Origin of the sequence: Halovenus rubra, from assembly GCF_026586665.1 — an archaeon.
Classification (GTDB): Archaea; Halobacteriota; Halobacteria; order Halobacteriales; family Haloarculaceae; genus Halovenus; species Halovenus rubra.
In genome coordinates, this window is the sequence record NZ_JAODIY010000043.1 from 1 (window position 1) to 25,247 (window position 25,247).

The window sequence follows — 25,247 nt, forward strand, 5'->3', positions numbered from 1 at the left end:
ACCATCCCTCCGAGATACGTTTGTCCGCCTGTTGCATCGATCTACGCAACCAATTTCGCGGCTCCTACGAGAGACTATCGAAATCGATTGGGGGTAAACACGTACCAGGAGAGTATGGTAGCTCCGACCAACAGTGGTTGTCCCACTTGAGACGCACGGGCCGAGCCATCGACCCGACTACGTTCTTGCCAGCCTGCTGTTACAGAGTGCCCTGCAAGAAAGCCACGCTGACCCGGAAACGTTCCGGGCAGAGAACAACCCTGAAGTATGGGAGACGACGTGCCTGGACGGCAAAAAGGTGGCCAGCGACCAGAGATTGAACGAGATGGCAGCCGGGCTTCGAGGCGACTGTCGAAATCCCGATGTCTGACCGGAACAAAGACAGTGGTCGTGTGTCTCCTAGCAAGTATGGGACAAACCGTCGCTGAGCTTCGAAATGCAATCAGGGTCGCAGTAGGTCGATTTGAACGAGAGGGAACGCCAGCGTTCACGAAAGAAGACCTCGCCGCACTGTGTGATGCAGTTGGGTATGAGATTGAGACGGGCGGGCGTCTGCCGCCAAAAGCAGAAATGAGGGCAGGCATCTTATCGAAGATTGGGTTCGTAGAAGAGGAGAATCCGGAAGAAGCACCGTCGTCGTTCCGGAAAGATGAACTAAAAGCGATTATCGCGGCTGTTCAGGAGAGTTGAAATAAGTTGTGGCTTCACTGATGAGGATATTCAAAGAGATCTGTCTCGATACACACTGTCAGTTCGATTTGAATTTACTCACTCGCCTGTTTGCGCCGGAATAGTCAGTACAGCGCCCCCAAGTATAACGACAGTCCACCACTCATTCGAAGTTAATGGCCGGTTCCAACGACCCGCACGATCTCCAGCGGTTCGTCGACGCACAGGACTCCGTTATCGACCAAGTAAAGACCGAACTGCGTTCAGGCCGCAAACGCTCCCACTGGATGTGGTTCGTGTTTCCGCAAGTTGACGGTCTTGGAAGCAGTCAGATGGCCCAACGCTATGCGATATCATCTCGAGCAGAGGCGAAAGCCTATCTGACCCATACGATTCTGGGTTCACGCTTGCGTGAGTGCACTGAACTCGTCAACAAGATCAACGGGAAGTCCGCCAAGGAAATCTTTGGATCACCGGACGATTTGAAATTTAAGTCATCAATGACACTCTTTGATACGGTTGCAAGTGACCCAGCCCCGTTCGGAACGGCACTAAAAAAGTTCTACGACGGCGACCGTGATGCGCAGACGGTCCAATTCCTTTCAGGGTGATAATTCAGTAGGTCGCATATGGGCGAGTGAACTGTCACGGTGGGGACTTCGGTAACCACGTCACCAGCATCGATAACTGCACGAGGAATATGGCCAGAGCGTTAGCGCCTATGATCGTCTTATTCTGTAATCAGCTTGAAATTGGCTTCGAAAGACTCTGAGATGACCATTGGTTGTGGTATGAAGTCGGTATCAGGATGGTCGCTCAACGCCTCATCGACGATGCTGTCCATGCCTGTGGACACCTCCTTGGTCGTGGCGCCCAACAATTCGGAGACAGTCCACCCTTCCACACCGGCAATCCGTGCAGCCTTCTCGCGAGCCCGCTTCGTCGCCGCCGCCAGTGTATCGTCTTGCAGTTGTTGTCGCGCCGCTTCGTGAATCTGAAACTGGACCAGCTGGACTCTTCGGCCGGATTCTGTCACTTCGATGATGTTTTCTGCGGACGCTGGGGCACACTCAATCTAGCGCTCTTTGGCCTGAAAGGCTGCCGCAGGCTCTTGGCCGAACACGTCGGTCACAGCTTCGACAATCATGTCGATAACCGAACGAGTCAGCGTTCAATACCCATCTCATCGAGAAGCGTAACTGCAGCTTTGCGTGACGATGGAGGGCCACGCGCTGTTATAAGGTCACCATCAACTCTCACCGACGTAGCTGCATCAAGCTCAGCATCCCATGTTGCGCCGGCAGCTTTCACTTCGTCTTCGACCCAATAGGGCATCTTTCGACCGTCTGGCATGAGGTCGTTCTCGTCGACAATTCCTTCTTCCCACGCGTTCGGGAATCCTGTCACGTCTCGCCCAGAGACAAGCAATCCACCGTCGGAATTCCGTGTAAATGCAAGAATTCCGACAGCGTGACAGACAACAAGCGCCTTCATCTCATCACTCTCGACAGCCGTTCGGAGTGCATCTCGGGCGTGTGTATCCTGTGTAATATCCCACTCAGTGCCGTGGCCACCCGGGAACACGACAGCATCATACGTTTGTGGATTCGTGTCTGCCAAGGCAACCGGATTCTGTAACCGCTGGTCTGACCTGTGTACCTCAAGCACACGTTCAGCAGTTTCTTCACCAACTTCGTCAGGGTCAACGGAACGTTCGTCAACAACTGGTGGCCCTCCGCTTGGGGTCGAAACAGTGACTTCAACACCAGCGTCTGACAGTGTCAGCAACGGCTCAATACATTCTTCGCCCCAGTATCCTTCTTCACTTACGATAAAGAGTGCATCAGACATCAGTATCTTGTTGGTACCAGCATACAAAAAGCACTTGTTTTAGAATAGTGCACTGTTGTGTCGTATATACAGTATAATACTGCATTCATATCCGACGGGAACTGGTTTTGGTTGCTGATAAGTGTGCCCTATCTGAAGAAGACTACATGCGACCAACAATCAGGGAGGCAAGATCTATTTGTCTCGAACACAGGCAATACAAGATTTGTACGCTACATATCTGCGGCTAGCACATCTATTTCTAACATTCGTTTCCAGAAAAGTCGGCAAAGCGTGTCTAAAACCTGGATTCTATCATACACGAAAACCATTCAGTATCAAATTCGATACTAGCGAAGAAACATTAAGGATGATACATACCAGATACAAACTGAACGAAAAAATGACGGGGCAATCAAGAGATAAACCGTTACAGAGACGAACGTTTCTCGCCGCAGCCGGCGGTGCAGCGGCTTTCGCCGGTTGTTTATCAGAGACAACAAACAGCGTCGACGAACGGCCACCGCTCTCAAGTCGGACGTTACGGTATGGTGCAGTGTTGCCACAATCTGGAGCACTAGAATCGGCTGGAGAAGTTCTAGTAAATGGAGCTAGTCTCCCAGCTACTGAACTGGAGGGGTCGGACCTCTCAGCGAACGTTGAATTCCAGGTCCAAGACTCAAAGACGAGCATAACTGGGGCGATTGACGCTGCGCGGTCGTTGATAGAGGACGATTTCCCTGCTATCGTCGGGGCCGCTGCGTCGGGTGGAACACTCCAGATGACTCAACAGGCAACAATTCCAGCAGAGGTGGTCTCATGTAGTCCTTCCGCAACAACTCCGACACTGTCAATCTTGAGCGATAGAGGGTTTTCGTTCCGAACCGCGCCAGTCGATTCGTTGCAGGCGGTTATCGTCGCTCAGCTTGCAACAGCCGAACACAGTGCTGAATCGGCCGCAACACTGTACGAGCAAGGTGATTACGGGCGGCAGCTTTCGGGAGCGTTCTCGGCCTCCTTCGATGGCGCAGTGCTGAGCCAGCAGTCATACTCACCGGAGAGTGAGTCCTACAGTGAGGCACTCGGAACAGCTCTCACTGGAGACCCAGATCTACTGTTTGTCGTCGGCTATCCGGAGAACGGTATCCCACTTTTACAGACCTATTACGACGAACACCAAGATGGTGAGGTGCTCTTTGTGAGTGATGGGTTAGTGGATGGGTCTGTCCAGGAAAGTGTAGACTTCCATCAAGACGCATATGGTGCTGTGCCGGCCTCAGTTGGTCCCGGTCAAGAGTCGTTCGTATCGATGTACAGTGCCGAATACGGGGCTGAACCCGGCCTATTTGGTTCGAACTCATACGATGCGGCTGCCACATTATTGCTTGCTAACGCGGCAGCTGGTGAGAATGAAGGGGCCGCAATTGCCCGACAGATGCGACAAGTGACCGTCGGAGATGGGACAGAAATCCAGCCAGGACAGCTAGCTGAAGGCATCGAACGTGCCGGCGCGGGCGAAAATATCCAGTATCGCGGTGCAGCCGGTGAAATTGAGTTTGATGGGAGCGGTGACGGTGGCCCTGTTCAGTACGAGTATCTCACGTTTACAGACAGTGGGAAAGAAGTGCTTGACCAGTTGACGCCACCGGAGGGGTCAGCATGAGTACAGAAGACACAGAAGCTGATGACAGCGACCAATCTGAGGGTGAAGCCGACAGCAAACGGACAGTGTTTGGGACGCTCGTTCCATCATTTGTCCGGAGTAGCTACCGTGCGAAATTCGTACTGACAATTTTGGCCGTTGTTGTTGTGATTTCGGCAGTTGGTGCCGCAGGTTATGTCAACGCTGAACAAACAGTACAAGACGATACAGAGCAGCAGTTGACCGCGATGGTCGACATGCATGCAGATTCCATCAACCAGTGGACTATTTCGATGGAAGCACATACCCGTTCGCTCTCTTCGTCACCTGACCTTGCAGGCACAAGCCAGGAGACTGCACAAGCTCATGTGATACAAGAACAGGCAAAGCTCCCTGTCGATGTGCGTGCTATTCACATTGTTGATACAAACGAAAACCAGGTGCTAACGAGCACAAACCTCGATATTCGTGGAGAATCGCTCGGCGGCATCGACGAGCCGTGGACCGATATTGACCTCGGGGTGGATCTCACATCGGCAAACGATGTGTGGAAATCACCGACGGCCTACAACGACCAAATTGTTGATGACCAGGTAATGTCATTTGCCAGCCCAATCGAGGGTGACGAGGCACGGATTGCAGTCGTCGTTGGTACCATCGAATACCGTGTCGACGGGCTCCGCCAACTGCACGACGATCAAGAGACACTAATCGTCGATACAGAGAATCGGACCGTTCTTGGCAGCAGCGAACTCAGCGGTGACTTCGACCAAGGAGTGGTTTCGGAGCTTGGAACGCGGCGCAACGGAGAACAGTTCACGCAGGATAGCGGGACAGTAACCGCCTACGCTGCCCTGCCCGACAACAACTGGGTCGCCGTATCGACGGCTCCGACTAGTCAAGCGTTCGCCGCCAGCGACGCAGTCGGCCTGACGCTTGTTGTTGTCATCGCTGCGGGCCTGCTCTCGTTACTTGTGGCTGGGTTTGTCCTTGCTCGCCAGACAGTCACACCGCTCAGAGACTTGCGGGACAAAGCCGAGAAGATTGAACAAGGTGACCGCTCTGTCGAACTCGAAACGAACCGAGTAGACGAAGTCGGGCGTCTCTACCAGGCGTTTGACGGGATGCGGACATCGTTAGACGCACAGATTACGGCGGCTGAAGAGGCAAAAAGCGAAGCCGAGGAGGCAAAAGAAGATGCCGAAATAGCAAAAGAAGATGCTGAGTCCGAGCGCGAACGTGTCTCGGAGATGATGAACGAACTCGAACGGGTTGCTGACCAGTACGGAGAGACGATGCGTGCCGCTGCCAACGGGGACCTCACGGTTCGTGCCGACGTGAACACCGATAACGACCAGATGCGCACGATTGGCGAAGAGTTCAACGAGATGCTCGCAGATATCGAAGCCGCAGTCGGCGAAGTCAAACAGTTCGCTGCTGATGTTACCGGTGCGAGCGAGCGTGTTACGACTTCGACCAAAGAGGTCAAGCAGGCGAGCGAACAGGTCTCAACCTCGATTCAAGAGATATCTGTTGCAACCGAACAGCAGAGCGAGCGCCTCGGCGAGACGCAGACCGAGATGTCAAATCTCTCAGGAACAACAGAAGAAATTGCATCGACTGCCAGTGAAGTCGCCGGTGTGGCAGAGCAGACTGTCGAATCAAGCGAGACAGGACAGGAAGCAGCCCAAAACGCGATTTCCGAGATGAACAAAGTCGAAAAGGAGTCTGAGCGGGCAGTTGAGACGATTCGTTCGCTCGAAACGGAAGTCGAACGCATTGACGAGTTGGTCGACGCAATCTCGGACGTTGCTGAGCAGACGAACATGCTTGCGCTCAATGCGTCTATCGAAGCAACCCGTGCAGGAGAGGGCAACAATGCAGATGGTTTCGACACTGTTGCTCAAGAAATTAAGGCGCTCTCAGCAGACGCTAAGGAAGCGGCAACCGAGATTGAGCAGCGAATCCAGACAATTCGTGACCAGACCGAGGAATCTGTTCAGGTTGTCGAGACAACCCGTGACAGGGTCCAACAAGGAACCGAAGCTGTTGAGCCAGCTGTTGAGGCACTTGAAGGAATCACTACCTACGCGGAGGAAACCAACAACGGAGTCCAAGAGATTTCAGCGGCGACAGACGAGCAAGCAAAATCTGCCGAAGAAGTTGTTTCTGCGGTTGACGACGTGGCAGCGTCGAGTGACGAGTCGGCGGCAGAAGCCGAGAATGTCTCCGCAGCGGCCGAAGAACAGACTGCATCGCTTACCGAAGTCACAGACAGTGTCGCCTCGCTTGCCGACCAAGCGTCAAACCTCTCACAGCGTCTAAAACGGTTCGAGACAAACCAGGCTGACTGATAGGAGCGATAAGAAAAGAGGCGATTTTACAGAAGGTCCTCGTCGACAAGTCGGTCAACTGCTTCGGCGAGTCGGTCCTTACTGTTTGCATAGGAGAGACGAGCGTATCCCGGCGTCCCGAACGCACTCCCAGGCACAGTCGCGACGTGAGCGTTGCTGATAGCTTCGTCACACCAGGCCTGGTCGTCGTCTGCAACAGGAACCATCATGTAAAACGCGCCATCTGGCTCAACAATATCGACACCATGGTCCGCGAAGGCCGAAACGAGAAACTCACGTCGCTCAGAGAAGGCCTCAACCATCTCGTCAATTTCTTCGTCGACATCTTCGAGAGCGGTTACGCCAGCGCGCTGAACGAAATTCGTCGCACACGAGACAGAATGGCTGTGGACTTTTCCTGCCTGTTCGATTACAGACTCGGGTGCTGCAAAGTACCCGAGTCGCCAGCCGGTCATCGCGTACGCTTTCGAAAAGCCGTTTACCGTAATCGTCCGGTCTTCCATCCCCGATAACGTCCCAAGACTCGTTGCTGTCGTGTCGTGGTAGGTGATCTCCTTGTAGATCTCGTCCGAGATAACGGTAATATCGTGTTCGACAGCGATATCACGGACAGATTCGAGCGCGCTATCGGAGTAGACCGCACCGTGTGGATTCCCCGGTGAGTTCACAACAAGCAACTCTGTCTCGTCTGAGACCGCGTCAGCGAGGTCCGGTATCGCAGGTTCAAGTGCAAAGTCGTGTGTTGCAGTATCGACTCGGGTGATTGTTCCACCCGCAATTTTTGTCATTGCTTCATAAGAGACCCAGGCTGGGTCCAACAGCGCAACTTCGTCACCGTCGTCGATTAGCGTCTGGAATACCTCGAATAGTGCCTGCTTGCCGCCGGGTGTGACAATGATGTTCTCAGAGTCATAGAACGTAAGTCCGTCATCGGCAAGCTTGTCCGCGATAGCTTCGCGTAGTTCGGGAATACCGTTCGAAGATGTATAGCCCGTATGGCCTGCGTCAAGTGCATCTTCGGCTGCGTTCTTGATTGGCTGTGGCGTGTCGAAGTCGGGCTCGCCGACGCTCAGGTCGACAACGTCGACACCGTCTGCTTCGAGTGCTGACGCTTTGTTACTAATCGCGAGCGTCGCACTGGGCGATACACGTTCAACGCGGTCTGCGAAGGTGAAGTCAGTCATCGTTAGCTCTTGTGAGATGGGAGTGAGTTGGTTAGTTCGATAGCACTATCCACGGCAGTTGCCCCGTACTCGATGCGAGCACGCGCTTCGTCGTGGCTCATTCCGGGGCCGATGATACCAAATGCAACAGGTGTGTCTCTGTCGAGACTAACCTCAGTCAACCCCTGTGCAGCGGCATCGGCAATAACTGCATCATGGTCCGTATCACCAGTGATTATCGCGCCAAGAGCGACGACAGCGTCGATATTATCCCGCCTGGCGAGTCGGTCCGCAGCCAGTGGCGTATCGTAAGCACCGGGAACAGTGATTGTCTCAACAATATTGGCATCTTGTTCCTCAACACGAGCTCGCGCTGCAGCCTCCATTTCCTGTGTTACCGGCGTCTTCTTATTGAATTGGGCAACCACCAGCCCCAAACGTACCATATATTCGAACGAGAGACGGTGAAGTATAGAAGTACCGTTATCGTCAAGCCAGAACAGGGTCCCAAGACTTCGTCGCCTCCCCGGAGACTGGGTGGTACGGCAACGATTTTTGTATGGGGGCGCCAAAAAGCGCGGTATGAGTCTCGAAGACCATGCCGAGGAACTCGCCTCCAGCCTCGGTGTTGACAAAACGGAGGTCAAACAGAAGCTCGAAAATCTGGACCAGTACGGGGTCCCAATCGACGAGGCCAAGCAGACGGTCCGTCGCAACTATGATGAGAGTGATTCGGGAAGTCCAGAAGAGGTTTCGACCAAATCTATTGCCGAAATCACGACAGGTGACTCTCGCGTTGGCGTCGATGTCCGTATTCTCTCGGTTGGCAAACGGTCCATCCAGTACAACGGGGAACAGCATGTCATCTTCGAGGGAGAGATGGCAGACGAGAGTGGGAAGATTTCTTATACCTCGTGGGAGGATTTCGACCTCGAAACCGGCGAAACGGTTCATCTCGGAAACATAGATATCCGTGAATGGGAGGGCAACCCCGAACTCAACCTCGGTGATTCGACAAGCGTAGAACGACTGTCCGAGACACTCGACGTTGAGTACGATGTGGGCGGCGACGCGACGCTCGCCTCGCTTGAACCCGGAGACCGTGGTGTGAATCTCGACGTACAGGTCCTTGAGACCGAACAAAAGACAATAAATGGGCGTGACGGCGAGACGGAGATTCTAAGTGGTGTCGTCGGCGACGAAACTGGGCGGTTGCCGTTCACTGACTGGGGACCCCGAGAGGCGTTATCTGTCGGGAACTCGGTTCGATTGGAAGACGTGTTTATCAGAGAGTTCCGAGGCGTTCCCTCGGTCAACGTTTCGGAGTTTACTACCGTTGCTGTACTGGATTCTACGGTCGAGGTTGCGGACTCTGGAACACGGTATCCTATCGGTGACGCAGTCGACACAGGCGGGATGTTTGACCTTGAACTGACTGGTAACGTCGTCGCAGTCAGGGATGGGTCGGGCCTCATCGAGCGCTGTCCAGAGTGTGGCCGAGTAATCCAGAGTGGACAGTGTCGAACCCACGGCGAGGTCGAGGGCGAGGATGACCTCCGCGTGAAAGCTATTCTCGACGACGGAACTGGAACGGTGACAGTAGTTCTAGACGAAGTCCTCACCGCTGAGGTGTACGACGGTGATCTTGACGATGCACGCGACCACGCACGAGATGCCATGGACAGAGAAGTCGTCGCCAAGGAGATTCGAGAGAACATCGTCGGGCAGGAGTTCCGCGTTCGGGGGACTCTGACTGTCGATGATTACGGCGCAAATCTTGAAGCCAGCGAGTTTACACGGCGCGTTGAGGACCCACAAGACAGGGCAAAACGCCTGCTTACGGAGGTGAAACCATGAGTGATTCCGAGGACGACAACATCGGCGACCGCGAAGTCGCATACCGACTGTTCGCCGCCGAGTTCGACGATGCCGACTACTCTTACTCAGAGAGTGATGATGACCGCTCGCCAAACTACGTAATTACACCGACAGGTGCGCGGGTAAACCGCCTGTTTGCAGTCGGTGTATTGACCGCAGTCGAAGAGGTGAGCGATGACGTGCTCCGTGGCCGGGTCGTCGACCCGACAGGCGCATTCGTAACCTACGCTGGGCAGTACCAACCAGACGTACAGGCATTTCTGGAACGCGTCGACACACCGACGTTCGTCGCCATGACCGGGAAAGCACGAACCTTCCAGCCCGAGGATTCGGACCAAGTATTCACCTCTGTCCGCCCTGAGAGCATCAACGAGGTCGATGCAGAAACGCGAGACAGATGGACCGTACAAGCGGCGGAGCAAACGCTCGACCGTATCGGAACTATTGGGACTGCGATGACACGCGATACAACCGGTGACTCTCTGGAAGCTGAACTTCAGGACCTCGGTGTCAGGGCAAGTGTTGCTGCTGGAATACCGCTTGCTTTGAGTCACTACGAAACAACTGCGACTTATCTCGACGCAGTACGTGACCTTGCACTGGATGCCGCCCAGGTTGTCGCTGGTGAACGCGACGAAGTTGACGAGCTACAAGCAAGCCCCGACGAGCGTGGCACTGTCAGTGCAATGGAACTTGTCGACAGTGGTGTGAAAACAACAGCACCGATGGACAAGCCTGCGGCGAGCGAAAGCACAGAGACTGATAACTCCCAGTCAACAGCGACAGAGACTGCCAGTTCCGATGAGGCCAGCGAGACATCTGTGGCTGACGCCACGGCTGAGCCCGAGTCAGTCGACTCAACGACGGCTACAGATGTGTCACGACAAACAGAACCCGAAACGCAGGGAGACGATACTGGTGATTCGACCCAACCACAGGAAACAGCGACAGACACAGAGTCAGAGACTGTCAGCGAGGCGACAGAACCAGAGTCCGGGGAGTCAAACGCGCTGTCAGAGAGTGAAAGCGCAACTGAAAGCGGTGTCGACTCTCCGGATGACCTCGGTGACTTCGATCCAGACGAGTTTGAACTCGAAGAAGAAACTCGAGAACAGGTCAAAGAGGAGTTTGGGACAGAATTCCAGAGCGGAACCGAAGTCGGCAACCCAGGGGAAGCCGATATCGAGACACCAGACCCGGAACCCGAGTCAGAATCTGATAAAACAAAAGCGGAGAGCTCCGAATCCAAGACAGCCGACGAAAGCGAATCTGCCATGGAGCATTCGGACGATAAACCAACCCAAAAACAGCCAGATGACTTGCAGGATGCAGTTGTCGAGTTGATGGCCGAGCTCGATGAGGGAGACGGGGCACGCAAAGCAGCCGTCGTTGAGGAAATGACCGGACGATACACTCTCGATGCAGACGAGATAGAGACCGCAATTCAGGATGCGCTGATGGACGGCGAATGCTACGAGCCGGGCGACGGGAGGCTCAAACCAATCTGATGAGGGTCGAACCGGTACCGGAGACCCCTGCAGGCGTCGTCGAAACAGGAAACCAGCGGCTGTTGGTCGTCGCTGACTATCATGCAGGTATCGAGGCGGTACTCAGGACGGAAGGTGTCGAGCTCGATTCGCGGGCAGACCAGCGACGAGACCGCATTCGTCGACTCGTTTCGGAGACGGACCCTGATAGGCTGGTCGTGCTGGGAGACCTTGTACATGCAATCGCCGACCTTTGGGAGGCCGAACGTACCGAACTCACGGCGTTGTTCGATGCGCTTCACATTCCGGTCACACTCGTCAAAGGCAACCATGACGCCGAAATCGAGGAGTTTCTCGCAAGTATCAACCATGACATAACAGTGACAGCATCGACAGGAAAACGATTTGAGACCGTCGGATTCGTCCACGGCCACACCTGGCCGTCTCCAAAGGTGTTAGGCGCAGATATCGTCTGTATCGGACACGAACACCCCCTTGTCCGTCTCGAAGATACCGTCGGTGGGAGCAGAGTCGAGCGCATCTGGCTCCGGGGCACTCTCGATACGACGGTCTTCGAGACACACAGCAACGACTACAAGCCGTCTAGACCGGATCTCGTCGTGTTTCCTGCGTTCAACAACATCTCAGGAGGGACACACGTCAACATCGCCGAGCAACAATTTCTCGCACCCTTTCTCCCTGAGGCGTTAACTGACGGAGATGCGTACCTGCTTGACGGCACGCGACTTGGAGGGTATAAGCGAGTCTGAAGAGACCGTGGATTCAAGCATATAGATACGGTAGCAGTATGTATGAGCGTCTCTGCCCCCTGTGAGATCTGTGGCAGTGCCGATGTGAGCGAGACGTGTAACCGGTGTGCAAAACTGGTCTGTGACCGCCATTTCAACGAGGAAACCGGCTACTGCGTTGAATGTGCTGCCGAAATTGGCTCGACCACGTCCGACACTGTCCCCGAGCAAGCGGACATGCCAGATGGCGTCGATACATACGAATTCTGAACCACTCGCTCAACGATACTGGTTGAGGCCACGCTTGAGTTGTTTCGCTGCGTGTCCTGCGGCCTCAAAATACTGTCCGCTCCCAGTCTCCCCTGCGAAAATAATGCCTCGTGAGGAGTTTACGAGGCCGACGCCATCTGCCAGTCCGTGTTCGATTGCAGCCTGCTCGTCACCCCCCTGTGCACCGATGCCCGGAACGAGAAACGGCAACTCCGGAACCAGTTCACGGATTTCCTCAAGTTCCTCAGGCTGAGTTGCACCGACGACAAGACCAACGTTGTTGTTGTGGTTCCACGATTTAGCCAGACTCGCTACGTGTTCGTAGAGTTGCTCGCCGGAGTCAAGTTCGAGATTCTGGAGGTCTGCACCTCCTGCGTTCGATGTTCGCGCTAACACGAAGACTCCCTTGTCCTTCCGTGAGAGAAACGGGTCGAGCGAATCGCGTCCTAGGTACGGATTTACCGTAATGGCGTCGACCATATCGAGGACAGTTGCATACTGTCGAGCGGTGTTACCAATATCACCGCGCTTGGCATCTAGTAACACAGGAACGTCCTTGCCATGAGCGTAGGCGACCGTCTCACGAAGCGCACGCCAGCCGTCGCTATCTTCGTAAAACGCCGCGTTCGGTTTGTAACAGGCGGCATGTTCGTGGGTTTTATCGATAATTCGGCGGTTGAACGCCCATCGAGGGAGGTCAGCATCCAGTACTTCTGTGGGAAGCTTGTCCATGTCGGGGTCGAGACCGACAGAAACAACGCTATCAACGCGCTCGATTCGGGTCGCGAGTTGCTCGAAAAACGACGACATACTGGTCGTTGGACGCTGATACTGCAAGAGCCTTGCCCTCTCCGTCGAGTCAAGTTCACAACGTCTCGACGGTAACACCTTCCTTCGTTCCAATATGAATTTCGTCGGCACACCCGACAAATAGCCCGTGTTCGACAACGCCGGGGATAGCTGAGAGAGATGTAGCTAGCTTTTTGGGATCTGAGACGGTTCCGAACTCACAGTCTAAGACGAGGTTCCCGTTATCAGTCACAACAGGGCCGTCTTTGCTCGCCGCGTCCCGCAACTCAGGCGTGCCGTCCAACTCTTTGACGCGAGCAGAGACGGTGGCTCGTGCCTCCGGCAGGACAGCTACTGGAACAGGGTGACACAACGCTTGAGCTATCTTTGAGGGGTCAGCGACAACGATGAGTCGGTCAGCAGCGGTGTCGACGATTTTCTCGCTGGCGTGGGCTGCGCCACCACCTTTGATGAGGGTGTCATCAACGACTTGGTCCGCTCCGTCGATTGCTACGTCCGGTGTAGCCACGTCGAGTGTTGTCAGCGGGATTCCAGCGTCGCGAGCCAGTTGGCGAGACTGGAATGATGTTGGAATGCCGTGGATATCGAGGCCAGCTTCGACCCGTTCACCGAGCATCTCGATAGCGAACGCGGCGGTACTTCCCGTTCCGAGACCGACGACCATTCCATCGCTTACTGCTTGTGTTGCACTCTCACCTGCATGCCGTTTTTCTCTCTCTGACCCGCCTTGTTTCATACAGGATTGCTCCGTCCGCCCACGCAAAAAGCTTCCCACACGGACGAATCTGAAAGCCATTAGTGTATGGACGCGCCGAACACATCTATGGATACGGCACTGGGTCCACCCGAAAAGATGGTGGAACGACGCGAAGATTTGACGCCGATGATGGCCCAGTACTACGACCTCTGTGCGCAGTACGACGACTCCCTCGTTTTGTTCCAGGTTGGTGACTTCTACGAGGCATTTTGTGGGGCTGCTGAGACAGTTGCACGCCAGTGTGAAGTGACACTCACGAAACGCGAGGACTCAACCGGTCAGTACGCGATGGCGGGCCTCCCTATCGACAACGCTGAGTCCTACGTCGAGCGCCTGCTAGAAGCTGGCTACCGGGTAGCAGTCGCCGACCAAGTTGAAGACCCCGAGGAGACGACAGGCGTAGTCGAGAGGGCAGTGACACGAATCCTCACACCGGGGACGCTCACTGAGGACGAACTGCTGGACGGTGACCGCAACAACTACGTCGGTGCGCTGGCGACCGGCGACGTACACGCTCTGGCCGTACTGGACGTTTCGACCGGTGATTTCTATGCAACCAGCGTTGAGAACGCCGACGGCATACGGGATGAACTCGGTCGGTTCGACCCGACGGAGGCAATTCTTGGCCCGAATGTGGCAGCGACACAGTTGCCTGACGGGTGTACTGTAAGCAGTTTTGGCGAAGACCCTTTCGAGGAAAAACAAGCACATGAACTGGTCGAGTCGTACGTTGGTTCAGTTGAGGGTCTGCTCGCGTCAACGGCCGAAATCCGGGCTTGTGGGGCATTGCTCTCGTATGCGGAGTACGTTCGTGGCGGCGTCGACGACCGTCTTGACTACCTGAATCACCTGACGCGATATGACCCGCATGAGTACATGCTATTGGACGCTGTCGCGGTTCGAAGTCTCGAGCTGTTCGAGCGGCGTACCGTCCACGGCGACGAGAGTAACACACTGGCGGCAGTACTCGACAAGACGGCCTCTGCACCGGGGCGACGGACTCTAGACGACTGGCTGCGACGCCCGCTTATCGAACGGGAAGCAATTGTTGAGCGCCACGATGCGGTTGGCGAACTCCGCGACAGCGTTTCGATGCGGGAAGGGATTTACGACCAGCTGCGAACAGTGTACGATATCGAACGGTTGATTTCCCGCATCGCACGTGGCCGGGCCAACGCGCGTGACCTTCGCTCGCTCAAGGCAACCCTCGATGTCGTCCCACGTATCCGCCAAGAGCTTGCTGAATCGAGTTGTGGCAAGCTCAACTCACTCAGGGACGAGCTTGATACGCTCGATGAAGTTCGGACGCTCATCGAACAGTCTGTCTGCGATAATCCGGACAAAGAAATCACGACAGGAGGCATTATCAAGCCGAGCTACAACGACGACCTCGCACGGCTTCGGGAAACCGAGCAAGACGGGAAGTCATGGATTGATGACCTCGAGGCCAGCGAACGAGAGCGAACGGGAATTGACTCACTGAAAGTCGGGCAGAACTCGGTACACGGCTATTATATCGAGGTGACAGATACTAATCTCGACAGCGTTCCGGACGATTACGAACGCCGGCAGACGCTGAAGAACGCTGAACGATACTATACGCCCGAACTCAAGGAGCGAGAAGGCGAAATTCTCCGAGCCGAACAGCGAGCTGACGAGCTTGAGTACGAACTATTCTGTTCGGTTCGCACGGAGGTCGCAGACGAGTCCGAGCGAATCCAGGCAGTGGCTGATTCGTTGGCCGAACTCGACGTGCTCGTCTCATTTGCAACCGTTGCAGCCGAACATGATTACACCCGTCCAGTGGTTGGCACTGCTCCGAGTGACAGTCCGGCTGAAGGGACACTCACCGTTGACGGAATTCATATCGAAAATGGTCGACATCCAGTTGTGGAACGCACCGAGGAGTCATTCGTCCCAAACGGTACCATGCTTGATTCCGATGATCAAATTGCCGTTGTAACCGGGCCGAATATGAGCGGGAAGTCAACGTATATGCGGCAGGTTGCGCTCATCGTGATACTTGCACAGGCAGGGAGCTTTGTCCCAGCGGAGTCAGCACGACTTCAGATTGTAGATCGTCTCTTTACACGGGTCGGTGCAAGCGATGACATTGCTGGTGGGCGGTCAACGTTCATGATGGAGATGACTGAGCTTGCGGACATCCTCGACCATGCAACCGACCAATCGCTGGTTCTTCTCGATGAGGTTGGGCGCGGAACGAGTACTGTCGACGGCTTCGCGATTGCGCAAGCGGTGACAGAACAGATGCACGACGAGATTGGAGCGTTGACACTATTTGCGACACACCACCACGACCTGACGGGCATCGCTGAGAGTCTCGATAACGCACACAATCGCTATTTCAGGACACAACAGGACGAAGATGGTGTCTCCTTCGAGCACGCTGTCGAACGCGGGACGGCAGACGCTTCCTACGGAGTCGAAGTGGCAGCGACAGCCGGTGTTAATCAGTCAGTCGTCGACAGAGCACGCGAGGTTCTCGACGAACAGGCAGGTAGGGCAGAGACTGAACCGAGCGAACACCACGGAACTGCTGGACGGACTAGTCTAAACGGCCACAGTGGGTCTACAACAACGGAGCCCAAACAACAGCCACTCCATGGCGCTGACGACGAGGAGCCAACAGACGATGGAAACGGAAAACGTCTCAACGCAGATCTCCAGCAGGCACTCATTGAGGCCGATATTGCGACGATGACGCCGCTCGAAGCGATGAATAAACTCGCAAATCTACAGCAGGTGGTTGAAACGAACAGACGGAACACAGATCCCAACCCGTCGAACTCATCTTGAGGACGGTGTTTTATCGCTCGACAGACTGGTGTCCTTGGGTTTTTCTTCTTGGGCCGAGTTTATCAGAGCAATGGCCGATCGACGTCGGTACACTGGTACTCAGCGATTACAGCTACTCTGGTCTCTGAGTCTCTTTTTACTGGTTGGGATGGTGTTTATTCTCGACCGGGCGGTCGGAGTACCAGCGTCCCCGCTTATTTTGGCGTTGGTTCTTAGCGTTGTCTGGCTGCTTGGACTGGGTGTTCTGGGATTCCGCGAGCGCCAACAATGGAACAAGATGGTCGCGCAGTCGTCGTTCAGCAAACAGGTTGGGCCAAACGCCGCTGACCTTGAGACATTGGTAGATGGGCGGTCGGTTACGGTGTCGACGACCGTTCCGGGGCTAACTGCACAGACACACACAGAAGTCACTACCACCGTTCAGGAGGTTGACGCATCATTTACTGTGCAGTTCGAGCACGTCAAAGACAGTGGGACAGAGAATGGGCTCACAACCGGTGACGATTCATTCGACGAGCAGTTCGTGATTGATGGCAGTTCTCAGAATGTGAATCGTATCCTGTCGTCAGATGTCCGGACAGCGTTACTCAGTATTGAGACAGAAGGGACCTGTACCATAACAGGAGAACACGTCACGTTCGAGATTCCATTTACGATGCTCTCGCCAGGAGAGCTTGAGCAGCTAGGAGAGATGGTCATCACAATTGCAAAACAGGTCGAGGCTGTTGGGAGAGCAGACCGCTAATGTGACTTAGCTATCTGTCACCGGTTGCAGTGGGATAAAGGCGAGTCCGTACTTATCTAGTAAATGTTGGGCTCGTTCAGTCACGGATGGCGCAACGAGAATGCCACGGACACTTTTTTCGGCGTGAAGGTCGCGTTTCAACGCCTCGACGTAACGATTGAGTTGGCTGGCCGCGTCAGGACCGACTCGTCGCCGCTTGAGTTCGACGACAACAGCGTTATCATCAGCGTCGGTTCCATAGATATCTACCGCGCCAGCAGGGGTTTCACGCTCGGTCGCCCGCGGCTCGAAGCCGTCTTCGAGCATTTCGGGGTCCGAAAGAATACGTTCCCGCATATCTGCTTCTGTCCCCTGCAATGAGAGGTTCTGATCGTCGGTCACGTCGTAAGCAACCGCGTGAGCGACAAACTCGAAGGAGACCGTGAGTTCTTCGGAAGGGGTGTCACGATGGCTACGTATTTCGAGCGTATCGGTGACCGTAACCTCCTGCGAGCACCCTGGTGGTTGCCAGTTCACCGGCTGTTGTCCTTCTTCAGTATGGACGAGAACCGTCCCGTCAGGCTTGAGAACGACCAGACGGTCACCGGCGTCAAGAGTGCTCGATGCACGGCCGTCGTAATCGACGCGACAGCGACCCAAGACGCTGATCAGCATACTGTTTTCCAATCCGGACGCGACGAGGTCACAAGCTTGTTCGTGGCTAGGTTCGTACGCGGTCAGTGGCCCTCCGTTGCTCACAGAGAAGATAGGCAACCTGAATATAAAAGGAACACTGTTTGGCACCCCCGTTTCAGAAAAATAGCGTTGCTAACAGAACACAGTCACGTCGCCTTGTTCTCAGTAGATACTGTACCCACAGAGAGTCCAAGAATCGGTGTCGGTTACCACCGTATATAAAGATTTTCCATGCAGTGGAACTGGAATTGCTGTTGTCTCAGGAGTCGACAAACGTACTTGAGACACTGTGTTGCAACCCGTAGCGGGAGTTGTTTCTCGGTGACTGCATCAAAGAGTACTCTCTTAAGATTGTGCAGGGCTGTCTGAACTGTTTTGAACGAATCAGTGGAAGAAATCGGTACGAGAAGTCCACTATCCGAGAGCAAAGAGCTATCAGACAGACCGAGACCAAACCAGAGTGGCACACAAACAAAGATGCGTGCTGGGGAGATCAGATAGAACATCTCGGTGGTCAGTGTATCGATTATCTTGTTTGCACTTTCGAGCGGACCGTGACCAAGAAACTGCCAATGTAGATTTGTAAGTATCTCGTCGGGAGAAGTAGACGAAAACATATCTTGGACGACATCATCGCTACCGCCCCACTGAGAGTAATACCAGAGTGTCGTATCTTGTCCCTTGACTGCCGCAAGCGCCCGTTCACCCACGGGTGTTCACCCCTCGAAAGCAGCCAAGAGCCAAGAAGAGATACAGATGGCAGACAACTCTCTCAGCCTTTGTTCGGCCCATAAGAATGCTGGTCCCGTCATCGGGTAAAAGAACTGGGACGCTACCGAGAGTCGAGTCGACACTACGCCCGTGGTTCGCTAGTGCCAGTAATCATTCGATAAAGCTTGAGGACGAGGTAAATAGGAAGTAATGGGAGCAGTATAATGACCATTCCAAGAAGCATCGCTTTGCCAAAAATTCCCATCCCGCCCTTGCTTGTCGGCTCTCGCTGTGACGTAACTGTCTCGGTCATACGTACGCATAACTCTAGGAACGCAAAGTATGTTACCGTCTCCTCGTCCGAGAGTGTGAGACAAGAGAACCAACAGAGCAGTTTGTTCAGGTGAACGAACAGAGATATTTACTAACTCTGTCGCGCTCACTGGGTCCTCTACACAAGATCTCACTACTGGTCGGGACTGTTTCATTGAAAAAAAAAAGAGGCTAACGTTTACTTAGATTGGGGAAAAACATGCGTGTGAAGAAAGCGAATGGAACGTCTCATCAACCTAACGGAGTCTGCAGAAAATACAGATATACTGACAAGCACAACAGTAAACGGGGGATTACTGGGTGGTGACGAAATCTTAGCCACTTCACCTCTTGCAAGCTATCTTCATGAAGAGGAAAAACCAAAATACGCGCTCCGAAACAAAAGCGCTGGCATCGAGATACAGGACGGCACAGACACGGACCAGATTACACCGAGCGATGATTTACAGGCCCTGGCTCTCGTAACAGACCTGCGCGTTCTGGTCGTTGTCGGGCAGCAAGACGGCGATATCAAACTGGAAGTACCACTCTCGGATGTTGTCGAGGCAAAGACAGAAGAGAAAAGATTTCGAACGAGCGTTCTCGTCATTACAACTCTTTCCGGAGAGAGATGGGAATTTCCCAGCAAAACCGACAGCGAGCCGTTTGCGACCACTGTCGACGAGTTCGCACAGCTCTGGACACACTCCTACCGGTTGTTAGACGAGGCAGCACAACAGGTTGAATCGGTGAAAGACGCCGTTGAACGGGGTGATGTCGACGATGCTCGTGAACGAGTAGATATCATTGAAGACAAAATCGAGAACGCAAAGACTCATATTAGCGAAGTGGGGCTAGCAGCAAAACAACGAGTCAAAACACGGGCAGAGAAAATCAGTAATCGACTCGTCGATACCAGACGGGAGCTGTCTGCTGCCGAGGGAGCACTGGCACATGCGCGGGCACAGCAAAAGTGGCGAGAAGAGTCGTATGAGTCCGCCGCACGGCGGTTTGAAGAGACAATCAAGGCATACCAGCGGGCCCTCTCGACACACGGACAGACGCCACCAGACGACGTACTCAGGATGCGGCTGAAAGGCGCAGCGACGGAACGAGAGTTGCTCCGTGTAAGTCCACTCGTCGATGCTGATACAGAGCGTCGACGGGCTATCAACGAACCGGACCCAGAGAAAGCCGCCACTGCCTGGAAGTGCGCGTTAGACAACTACAGAGAACTGCTCACTCTTGATTGGGGCAAAGAGACCCGTAATTTCCTTGTCGACAGAGACACTATTCGAGACCAGACGGTCAGTATTGCCGACGACGCGATTGAGGACCATCTCGCCGCTGGGGAGCAATGGCTGGAATCGGGGGACAGATTGGCAGTTGGTGGTCACGACCAGCAAGCTCGGGAGGTGTATGGACGTGCCCAGACCCAGTTCCAGAACGCAAACGAGCTTGCAAAAGAGGTTCGTCCTGAGCAACTGGACCAAATTAGGGACGCGATGGCAACCGTTGAGGAACGGTTGTCGGGAGATGTTCCCGACGAGGTTCCAACGAACTCGACGCTCGATACGGTCGACATTTCGGCCCCGGACGGTATGAGTAACTCCCAGCAACGCGCGGTCGATGAATCTGATTCAACAGACCAAGGACAACAGAGTTCGTCAGGTCGTGATGAAGTGGACAATCACGACCGGAACAACCCAGAACTCGTTACCGAGTTAGAGTCACCAGACCCAGCGCTGCCGGCAGAGGAATCCACTGCAAGCCAACAAGATCCCGACGAAACAGAGACCGAATCCGAAAAAAGCGAGTCTCACGCCAGTGAGGCTGAGGCTGAGACTGGAAGTGTTCCGTCCGGAACGGATAATTCTGGGAAGTCAGTTCTCGATCAGATTCGGTCGAGTAAACAAACCGAAGAGAAAAAGACTGAAAACGAGCATGCTGGCAGTGTCACAGACGATTCCACGCTGAACCAACCCGCCCAAACAACGGGCTCAACTGACCGGGCAGCAGAGACAAACGATGCGAGTCACAACGTTGGAGACAAACAAGAGACACACTCTGGACAGAGCAGTACGGTCGAGACCAAACTGGCAATGCTTTCAGAGGCGCAGTTCAAGACCCTTGTCTCAGAGCTATGGGAGGCCCAAGGCTGGTCAACAGTACCGGAGTCTGCCCAAGCAGCGTCCGCATTTGACGTGCTTGCATTACGTGAGCGGCCAAGAGAGGAACGTCTCGGAATATGGACTGTCCACAGACCACAGGATACGGTCGATACTGAGGATGTCGTCGATTGCAGGATGGCACTCGCAGAGAGCCAAGGAGCAGAGTCAGCAACAATTGTTACGACTGCGGAAGTCTCTGAAAAAGTTAAACAGGACGCAGAGGAGCGAGATTTCGCTGTCGTGGGCAGGTCGGACCTGACGCAATTACTTAGATTCGAAGACCTTGTTGACCGTTTGGACCGATTTGCTACTGGGTAGCAAAACACTCATCAATACTTAAGGTCGTCCCAGCCGGTCCTCGACATATGGAGTATTCGCTGGAAATCGAAACTGCGCCAGAGTCGGTACCTGCGGGTAGCAGTATCTTGCTCGTCCATCCAAGTACTGCCGAAACCGACCGGATTGATACACAGTTCCTCAAGACAGACACTGACCGATTACTGGTCGTCTCGACACGAACAACCGCTCGTGAGGTAAAACAGAAGCTAGAGCACTACGATGTCGATGAGTCGAAAGCAACAATTCTTGATACGCTCTCGACCCAGCGCGGATACACTCGCCGACAAAGCGATGATATCCGCTATCTTTCGGCGCCAGAAAACCTCGAGAGCGTTGTTGAGGAAACGCGGGACTTTCTCGAACAGAGCGAAGGGAAACGGCGCGTGAGTATTGATTCGATAACCGAGATGATATACTACGGTGACCAGACACAGACGCTCGAAGCCGTTAAATCACTGCTGGAGCAACTCGAACGACACGATGCAGTCGGCCTGTTCCATCTTGCACGCGGTGTTCACGAAGAGGATGTCATTGACGAGTTCCGTGGCGAGTTCGATAATGTCATCGAACTAGACGAAAGCGGAAACGTAACTTCGGAGTTTGGCCACTAACCCCATTTACAGGCCAGATTGTGTGCGAACGTGTGACAATACCATACCACCAATAGTTAAGAGTGCTGAGTCACGTATGGATAAACGTATGCCGGAATGTCAGAACTGCGGTGCATTCGTAACGGCGGATTATGCGCGTGTATTCACACCAAATGGCGTGGACCAACCCAGGGTCTGCCCCCAGTGTGAGGACAAGATACGTGATGGAGCGAGCGTCAGACAAGCCCGGTCTACCCGACGCGGATAACAGTCTTTTCGTTCGACGTTCAATCGAGTGACTTCGAGAGAATAGTGCTAGCTTCCTCGAATAATTGGCTCGCCCTCTCGGTGTCACGAGCTTCTGCTGTAATTCGAACGAGTGGTTGAGTCCCACTTGCCCTGAGCAGGAACCAGCCATCGCCACGATCGACACGGACGCCGTCCATCATCGATATGTCGTCGTACTGCTCAGTAACTCGCTCATGGACTGCCGTCATCGTCGCAGCTTTGTCGCTCACTTCAATAGAGTCGCGGTGAATTGGATAGGTCTCGATGTCGTCCCGTCGGTCACCGAGCGGACGGTTCGCGGCAAGGGAGACGAGCTTACAGGCGGCAAGGGGACCATCCGGGCACAGTGTCGCGTCTGGCCAAATCCACGCGCCGCTTGGCTCACCGCCAAAGCCGACATCGGGCTCGCTGGCTCGTTGTGCAACGTAGACATCGCCAACAGGCGTTCGAGTCGTTTCGATACCAGCATCGTCGAGGTGGTCCTCGACTGCGAGACTTGTATCGACTGGGACAGCCACACGTTCTCCCGGCTCGGCGGCCTCGCGTGCGAGAATAGCAAGTAATTCATCACCCGAGAGAAATTCGCCGTCAGCAGTCACAGCCCGCATCCGGTCGGCGTCACCATCGTGGGCAATACCCAACGCTGCATCGCTGTATGCAACCTGTGTAGTAAGTGCCTCGCAGTGTTCCGCTGTTGGCTCGCTTGGACGACCGGGGAATGTCCCGTCGGGTTGGGCATTGAGTGTGTTAAGTTCACAGCCGAGTTTACCGAGTGCGTCGGCTGTGACACCGCCAGCCCCGTTACCAACGTCAACGACGACTGAGAGGGGTTCAGTAACAGTAACCTCCGAGACAATCTGCTCGCAGTGTGTCTCTGTATAGTCACGTGCTATCCGGTCACCAAACCCATCCCAGTCAGCCAGAGCCGACTGGCTCTGTTCGATGCGCGTCTCAATCGCTTCTCGCAGGTCAGCATCAAACGCTTGCCCCGTGGGTTGCCAGAGTTTGATTCCGTTATCTTGTGCCGGATTGTGAGAAGCAGTTACCGCCGCGCCCGCGTCAGCATCCTCCCAAGAGACGGCGCGGGCGATTGTCGGGGTCGCGGCTAGTCCAAGATCGACAACATCGGTCCCCGACTCACGGAGACCTGCAGAAAGCGCGTCAACGAGTGCTTTCCCACTTTCTCGTGGGTCACGCCCGACAACAACGCGGGTCGTATCGACGCCAAGGGCCCGGCCAACAGCAAGTGCTACAGAAGCAGTCACTTCGTCGCCGACAGGGCCACGGATACCACTTGTTCCAAACGTCACCGGATTGTCGCTTTGGGTCTCTGATGGCATTCTATGCAGGGTGAATCGCTTTCGTTACTCGATATCAGCGAGTCGTGCCGCGATGCGATGGGCACCAACTGTTGCCGCGAGGTCGGGTCGGTCGGCAGTGGTAGCGTTGACATCGCGACCCAACTCCTCGCTCACGCGTTCCTCGAACTGCTCAACGATACCCGGAACACATGCCATCCCACCAGTGAGGACAATTGGCTGGTCGAGAGCGAGCTGATAAATTTTCATGTGGTCGTTTGCAAGCTGTGAGAGGAACGTATTCGAGAATTTCTGGACAGCCTCGTCTAGGTACTCGTTGGCCGCATCCATCACCGACCGCTCGATAGTGAACTCATGGCTTCCGCCGCCTGGCTGCTGGATAATATCGGTAAACGGTTCAAATCCGTCGAAGTCAGCGTGTTCTTCCTTGTACTCACGAGCCTGTGTCTCGTCGATATTGACCCGGCCTTGTGTCTCCTCTTCGACGTAGTTTGCGATGATTCGGTCGACTTCGTTGCCCGTGACAGCGCCAGTGGTAAACGGTGCAATTTGCTCACCGCGGCGGTACGCCGACGCCTCAAGGTTGGTCGAACCCATGTTGACAGCAAGAAAGATCTCTTCGATAGCCTGCAGGTCGTCACCAAAGGCCGGAATAGACCCACAGAGAGACTCGGGATAGCTCTCGATGAGATGGTCACCGATGGAGCTACTCTCGATAACGTTACTAAGATTTTCTAGTCCCGCAGGATTGTCAATTGTCGGAATTGCATAGACAACGGCACTATCCTCAGGAATATCGTAGGAGTCGATGACCGCCTCGAAAAACTGCTGTGTCAGTTCAGCGCGGTCCTCATCTTCGGGCAACCCGGACCGGAGCATGAACTCAACGCGGTCGGGATACTCGCGTGCAGCCTCGTTTCCATAGAGGTATTTCTCCTCTCCGGTGAGGGCGTCCTCGTAGCGTGCCAAACAAGTCAGGGTTCGTATTGTCTTGAGGTTCCCTTCCTCTGTCGGGTGAACGATGACTGTTCGCGTGCTTCCCAGTTTGACGCCGACTGGGACGGCGTCATCGTCGGCAACAGTGACGTCTGCCGACAACTCTTCGATTTCGGCGTCGACGTGTGAACTCATACGTAGCTCCCTTCTCGCGCACACTGTATATATCAACCGAAACCTATCACTTTCAACTATGTGTTCGTACCCCGTCGTGTCTGTCAAGACAAAAGTCCTTAAAAATCTACGCTCTTTGTTGTAGATTGAAATACAGTTGTACTAGTATCGAAACGTGCTAGAAAGACGAGAAGTGTCTGAATGGCGGTTTGGAGCTCCGTACTTAATCAGGGTGCGCCAGCAATTACCATCGTACTTTCTTGATCAAAGGTGAGTCGCCTGGTTGCGCCGGGGTCAACACGAACAGCGTCACCGGCATCGAGTCCAACCTGCTTTCCGTCGACTGTTAACGTTCCTGACCCATCGACGAGCAGGTAGACTTCTTCCTCACCGTCCTCAGCATGGTCATGCTCTTTGCCCTCCCAACCCGCTTCAGCATCGAGGACTGTCAAGCCCAGATTATCACAGTCAAGTTCGTCACGGAGGAAGTGCATTCCTGGGGCGAGTGGTTCGACCTCGTCGTACGTGGTCATGTCGTGAGACATACACCATTGTTGGGTT

The 25,247-nt window shown here is 54.4% G+C and carries 26 protein-coding genes; 14 read left to right on the forward strand and 12 right to left on the reverse strand.

Annotated elements, in window-relative coordinates:
* The first annotated feature begins 133 nt into the window (after positions 1 to 133).
* The 3 genes from N5098_RS15845 (at position 134) to N5098_RS15855 (ending at position 1,280) form a co-directional block, all read left to right on the forward strand.
* On the forward strand, positions 134 to 370 hold the full coding sequence (locus N5098_RS15845) for a hypothetical protein (RefSeq protein WP_267638819.1): 237 nt from the start codon (positions 134 to 136) through the stop codon (positions 368 to 370).
* A gap of 38 nt (positions 371 to 408) precedes the next feature.
* Positions 409 to 690 (forward strand): hypothetical protein, encoded by a 282-nt coding sequence (locus tag N5098_RS15850; protein ID WP_267638820.1) that lies wholly within the window; start codon positions 409 to 411, stop codon positions 688 to 690.
* A gap of 155 nt (positions 691 to 845) precedes the next feature.
* Positions 846 to 1,280, forward strand: a complete 435-nt coding sequence (locus N5098_RS15855) for a DUF1810 domain-containing protein (RefSeq protein ID WP_267638821.1) — start codon at positions 846 to 848, stop codon at positions 1,278 to 1,280.
* A gap of 119 nt (positions 1,281 to 1,399) precedes the next feature.
* On the opposite strand, the gene N5098_RS15860 is transcribed toward N5098_RS15855, so the two are convergent.
* Together N5098_RS15860 and N5098_RS15865 are read right to left on the reverse strand one after the other, a co-directional pair.
* Positions 1,400 to 1,705: an SIMPL domain-containing protein gene (locus tag N5098_RS15860; protein ID WP_267638822.1), complete on the reverse strand. Its 306-nt coding sequence runs from the start codon at positions 1,703 to 1,705 to the stop codon at positions 1,400 to 1,402.
* Between the two features lie 128 nt (positions 1,706 to 1,833).
* On the reverse strand, positions 1,834 to 2,520 hold the full coding sequence (locus tag N5098_RS15865) for a type 1 glutamine amidotransferase domain-containing protein (protein WP_267638823.1): 687 nt from the start codon (positions 2,518 to 2,520) through the stop codon (positions 1,834 to 1,836).
* A 382-nt stretch (positions 2,521 to 2,902) separates the two neighbouring features.
* On the opposite strand from N5098_RS15865, the gene N5098_RS15870 reads away from it, so the two are divergent.
* Positions 2,903 to 4,162 carry an ABC transporter substrate-binding protein gene (locus N5098_RS15870; RefSeq protein ID WP_267638824.1) on the forward strand — a complete coding sequence of 420 codons (1,260 nt, stop codon included), beginning with the start codon at positions 2,903 to 2,905 and terminating at the stop codon, positions 4,160 to 4,162.
* A complete protein-coding gene (locus tag N5098_RS15875; RefSeq protein ID WP_267638825.1) occupies positions 4,159 to 6,495 on the forward strand; it encodes a methyl-accepting chemotaxis protein in 2,337 nt (778 codons plus the stop codon). Before N5098_RS15870 ends, N5098_RS15875 begins: the two co-directional genes overlap by 4 nt.
* A gap of 26 nt (positions 6,496 to 6,521) precedes the next feature.
* On the opposite strand, the gene N5098_RS15880 is transcribed toward N5098_RS15875, so the two are convergent.
* Both N5098_RS15880 and ribH read right to left on the reverse strand, forming a co-directional pair.
* Positions 6,522 to 7,679, reverse strand: a complete 1,158-nt coding sequence (locus tag N5098_RS15880; protein WP_267638826.1) for a pyridoxal phosphate-dependent aminotransferase — start codon at positions 7,677 to 7,679, stop codon at positions 6,522 to 6,524.
* Between the two features lie 2 nt (positions 7,680 to 7,681).
* Complete coding sequence (gene ribH, locus N5098_RS15885; protein ID WP_267638827.1) at positions 7,682 to 8,104, reverse strand: 6,7-dimethyl-8-ribityllumazine synthase; 423 nt, start codon at positions 8,102 to 8,104, stop codon at positions 7,682 to 7,684.
* 136 nt (positions 8,105 to 8,240) lie between these two features.
* On the opposite strand from ribH, the gene N5098_RS15890 reads away from it, so the two are divergent.
* From N5098_RS15890 to N5098_RS15905, 4 genes are read left to right on the forward strand one after another with little or no spacing between them, the layout of a single operon-like run.
* Positions 8,241 to 9,515, forward strand: a complete 1,275-nt coding sequence (locus N5098_RS15890) for a Single-stranded DNA binding protein (protein WP_267638828.1) — start codon at positions 8,241 to 8,243, stop codon at positions 9,513 to 9,515.
* A complete protein-coding gene (locus N5098_RS15895; protein ID WP_267638829.1) occupies positions 9,512 to 11,044 on the forward strand; it encodes a hypothetical protein in 1,533 nt (510 codons plus the stop codon). The genes N5098_RS15890 and N5098_RS15895 overlap by 4 nt, the downstream gene beginning before the upstream one ends.
* Positions 11,044 to 11,793: a metallophosphoesterase gene (locus N5098_RS15900; protein ID WP_267638830.1), complete on the forward strand. Its 750-nt coding sequence runs from the start codon at positions 11,044 to 11,046 to the stop codon at positions 11,791 to 11,793. Before N5098_RS15895 ends, N5098_RS15900 begins: the two co-directional genes overlap by 1 nt.
* A 42-nt stretch (positions 11,794 to 11,835) precedes the next feature.
* Positions 11,836 to 12,042, forward strand: coding sequence for a hypothetical protein (locus N5098_RS15905; RefSeq protein WP_267638831.1), 207 nt, complete (start codon positions 11,836 to 11,838; stop codon positions 12,040 to 12,042).
* Between the two features lie 9 nt (positions 12,043 to 12,051).
* On the opposite strand, the gene pyrF is transcribed toward N5098_RS15905, so the two are convergent.
* Both pyrF and rpiA read right to left on the reverse strand, forming a co-directional pair.
* Entirely contained in the window at positions 12,052 to 12,852 is an 801-nt protein-coding gene (gene pyrF, locus N5098_RS15910; RefSeq protein WP_267638832.1) for an orotidine-5'-phosphate decarboxylase, read from the reverse strand.
* A gap of 55 nt (positions 12,853 to 12,907) precedes the next feature.
* Entirely contained in the window at positions 12,908 to 13,588 is a 681-nt protein-coding gene (rpiA, locus tag N5098_RS15915) for a ribose-5-phosphate isomerase RpiA (protein ID WP_267638833.1), read from the reverse strand.
* Between the two features lie 87 nt (positions 13,589 to 13,675).
* On the opposite strand from rpiA, the gene mutS reads away from it, so the two are divergent.
* Together mutS and N5098_RS15925 are read left to right on the forward strand one after the other, a co-directional pair.
* On the forward strand, positions 13,676 to 16,426 hold the full coding sequence (mutS, locus tag N5098_RS15920; protein WP_267638834.1) for a DNA mismatch repair protein MutS: 2,751 nt from the start codon (positions 13,676 to 13,678) through the stop codon (positions 16,424 to 16,426).
* A 70-nt stretch (positions 16,427 to 16,496) separates the two neighbouring features.
* Complete coding sequence (locus N5098_RS15925) at positions 16,497 to 17,171, forward strand: hypothetical protein (RefSeq protein WP_267638835.1); 675 nt, start codon at positions 16,497 to 16,499, stop codon at positions 17,169 to 17,171.
* A gap of 6 nt (positions 17,172 to 17,177) precedes the next feature.
* Here N5098_RS15925 and nucS read toward each other — a convergent pair whose 3' ends face one another.
* From nucS to N5098_RS15940, 3 genes are all read right to left on the reverse strand, one after another.
* Entirely contained in the window at positions 17,178 to 17,891 is a 714-nt protein-coding gene (gene nucS / locus N5098_RS15930; RefSeq protein WP_303651956.1) for an endonuclease NucS, read from the reverse strand.
* Positions 17,892 to 18,052: 161 nt separating this feature from the next.
* The gene (locus N5098_RS15935) at positions 18,053 to 18,556 is read right to left on the reverse strand and encodes a hypothetical protein (protein ID WP_267638837.1); all 504 of its coding nucleotides are present in this window, start codon (positions 18,554 to 18,556) and stop codon (positions 18,053 to 18,055) included.
* A gap of 143 nt (positions 18,557 to 18,699) precedes the next feature.
* On the reverse strand, positions 18,700 to 18,870 hold the full coding sequence (locus N5098_RS15940; RefSeq protein ID WP_267638838.1) for a DUF7535 family protein: 171 nt from the start codon (positions 18,868 to 18,870) through the stop codon (positions 18,700 to 18,702).
* 238 nt (positions 18,871 to 19,108) lie between these two features.
* Between N5098_RS15940 and N5098_RS15945 the strand changes: the two genes are divergently transcribed.
* From N5098_RS15945 to N5098_RS17735, 3 genes are all read left to right on the forward strand, one after another.
* Positions 19,109 to 21,358 carry a restriction endonuclease gene (locus N5098_RS15945; protein WP_267638839.1) on the forward strand — a complete coding sequence of 750 codons (2,250 nt, stop codon included), beginning with the start codon at positions 19,109 to 19,111 and terminating at the stop codon, positions 21,356 to 21,358.
* A 47-nt stretch (positions 21,359 to 21,405) separates the two neighbouring features.
* A complete protein-coding gene (locus tag N5098_RS15950) occupies positions 21,406 to 21,990 on the forward strand; it encodes a DUF7090 family protein (protein WP_267638840.1) in 585 nt (194 codons plus the stop codon).
* Between the two features lie 88 nt (positions 21,991 to 22,078).
* The gene (locus tag N5098_RS17735) at positions 22,079 to 22,237 is read left to right on the forward strand and encodes a DUF7563 family protein (protein WP_438267334.1); all 159 of its coding nucleotides are present in this window, start codon (positions 22,079 to 22,081) and stop codon (positions 22,235 to 22,237) included.
* Between the two features lie 19 nt (positions 22,238 to 22,256).
* On the opposite strand, the gene glmM is transcribed toward N5098_RS17735, so the two are convergent.
* The 3 genes from glmM to N5098_RS15965 form a co-directional block, all read right to left on the reverse strand.
* On the reverse strand, positions 22,257 to 23,597 hold the full coding sequence (gene glmM / locus N5098_RS15955) for a phosphoglucosamine mutase (protein ID WP_267638841.1): 1,341 nt from the start codon (positions 23,595 to 23,597) through the stop codon (positions 22,257 to 22,259).
* Positions 23,598 to 23,621: 24 nt separating this feature from the next.
* A complete protein-coding gene (locus tag N5098_RS15960; RefSeq protein ID WP_267638842.1) occupies positions 23,622 to 24,707 on the reverse strand; it encodes an actin-like salactin in 1,086 nt (361 codons plus the stop codon).
* A gap of 206 nt (positions 24,708 to 24,913) precedes the next feature.
* A complete protein-coding gene (locus tag N5098_RS15965) occupies positions 24,914 to 25,231 on the reverse strand; it encodes a cupin domain-containing protein (RefSeq protein ID WP_267638843.1) in 318 nt (105 codons plus the stop codon).
* Positions 25,232 to 25,247 lie beyond the last annotated feature (16 nt).

Excerpts from the sequence above, each read along its gene's own strand:
- N5098_RS15940 (WP_267638838.1), bottom strand. The coding sequence starts at position 18,870 with ATGACCGAGACAGTTACGTCACAGCGAGAGCCGACAAGCAAGGGCGGG.
- ribH (WP_267638827.1), bottom strand. The coding sequence starts at position 8,104 with ATGGTACGTTTGGGGCTGGTGGTTGCCCAATTCAATAAGAAGACGCCG.
- N5098_RS15850 (WP_267638820.1), top strand. The coding sequence starts at position 409 with ATGGGACAAACCGTCGCTGAGCTTCGAAATGCAATCAGGGTCGCAGTA.
- rpiA (WP_267638833.1), bottom strand. The coding sequence starts at position 13,588 with ATGAAACAAGGCGGGTCAGAGAGAGAAAAACGGCATGCAGGTGAGAGT.
- N5098_RS15950 (WP_267638840.1), top strand. The coding sequence starts at position 21,406 with ATGGAGTATTCGCTGGAAATCGAAACTGCGCCAGAGTCGGTACCTGCG.
- N5098_RS15870 (WP_267638824.1), top strand. The coding sequence starts at position 2,903 with ATGACGGGGCAATCAAGAGATAAACCGTTACAGAGACGAACGTTTCTC.
- N5098_RS15905 (WP_267638831.1), top strand. The coding sequence starts at position 11,836 with ATGAGCGTCTCTGCCCCCTGTGAGATCTGTGGCAGTGCCGATGTGAGC.
- N5098_RS15890 (WP_267638828.1), top strand. The coding sequence starts at position 8,241 with ATGAGTCTCGAAGACCATGCCGAGGAACTCGCCTCCAGCCTCGGTGTT.
- mutS (WP_267638834.1), top strand. The coding sequence starts at position 13,676 with ATGGATACGGCACTGGGTCCACCCGAAAAGATGGTGGAACGACGCGAA.
- glmM (WP_267638841.1), bottom strand. The coding sequence starts at position 23,597 with ATGCCATCAGAGACCCAAAGCGACAATCCGGTGACGTTTGGAACAAGT.
- N5098_RS15945 (WP_267638839.1), top strand. The coding sequence starts at position 19,109 with ATGGAACGTCTCATCAACCTAACGGAGTCTGCAGAAAATACAGATATA.
- N5098_RS15960 (WP_267638842.1), bottom strand. The coding sequence starts at position 24,707 with ATGAGTTCACACGTCGACGCCGAAATCGAAGAGTTGTCGGCAGACGTC.
- N5098_RS15895 (WP_267638829.1), top strand. The coding sequence starts at position 9,512 with ATGAGTGATTCCGAGGACGACAACATCGGCGACCGCGAAGTCGCATAC.
- N5098_RS15900 (WP_267638830.1), top strand. The coding sequence starts at position 11,044 with ATGAGGGTCGAACCGGTACCGGAGACCCCTGCAGGCGTCGTCGAAACA.
- N5098_RS15965 (WP_267638843.1), bottom strand. The coding sequence starts at position 25,231 with ATGTCTCACGACATGACCACGTACGACGAGGTCGAACCACTCGCCCCA.
- pyrF (WP_267638832.1), bottom strand. The coding sequence starts at position 12,852 with ATGTCGTCGTTTTTCGAGCAACTCGCGACCCGAATCGAGCGCGTTGAT.
- N5098_RS15925 (WP_267638835.1), top strand. The coding sequence starts at position 16,497 with ATGGCCGATCGACGTCGGTACACTGGTACTCAGCGATTACAGCTACTC.
- N5098_RS17735 (WP_438267334.1), top strand. The coding sequence starts at position 22,079 with ATGCCGGAATGTCAGAACTGCGGTGCATTCGTAACGGCGGATTATGCG.
- N5098_RS15865 (WP_267638823.1), bottom strand. The coding sequence starts at position 2,520 with ATGTCTGATGCACTCTTTATCGTAAGTGAAGAAGGATACTGGGGCGAA.
- N5098_RS15855 (WP_267638821.1), top strand. The coding sequence starts at position 846 with ATGGCCGGTTCCAACGACCCGCACGATCTCCAGCGGTTCGTCGACGCA.
- N5098_RS15875 (WP_267638825.1), top strand. The coding sequence starts at position 4,159 with ATGAGTACAGAAGACACAGAAGCTGATGACAGCGACCAATCTGAGGGT.
- N5098_RS15880 (WP_267638826.1), bottom strand. The coding sequence starts at position 7,679 with ATGACTGACTTCACCTTCGCAGACCGCGTTGAACGTGTATCGCCCAGT.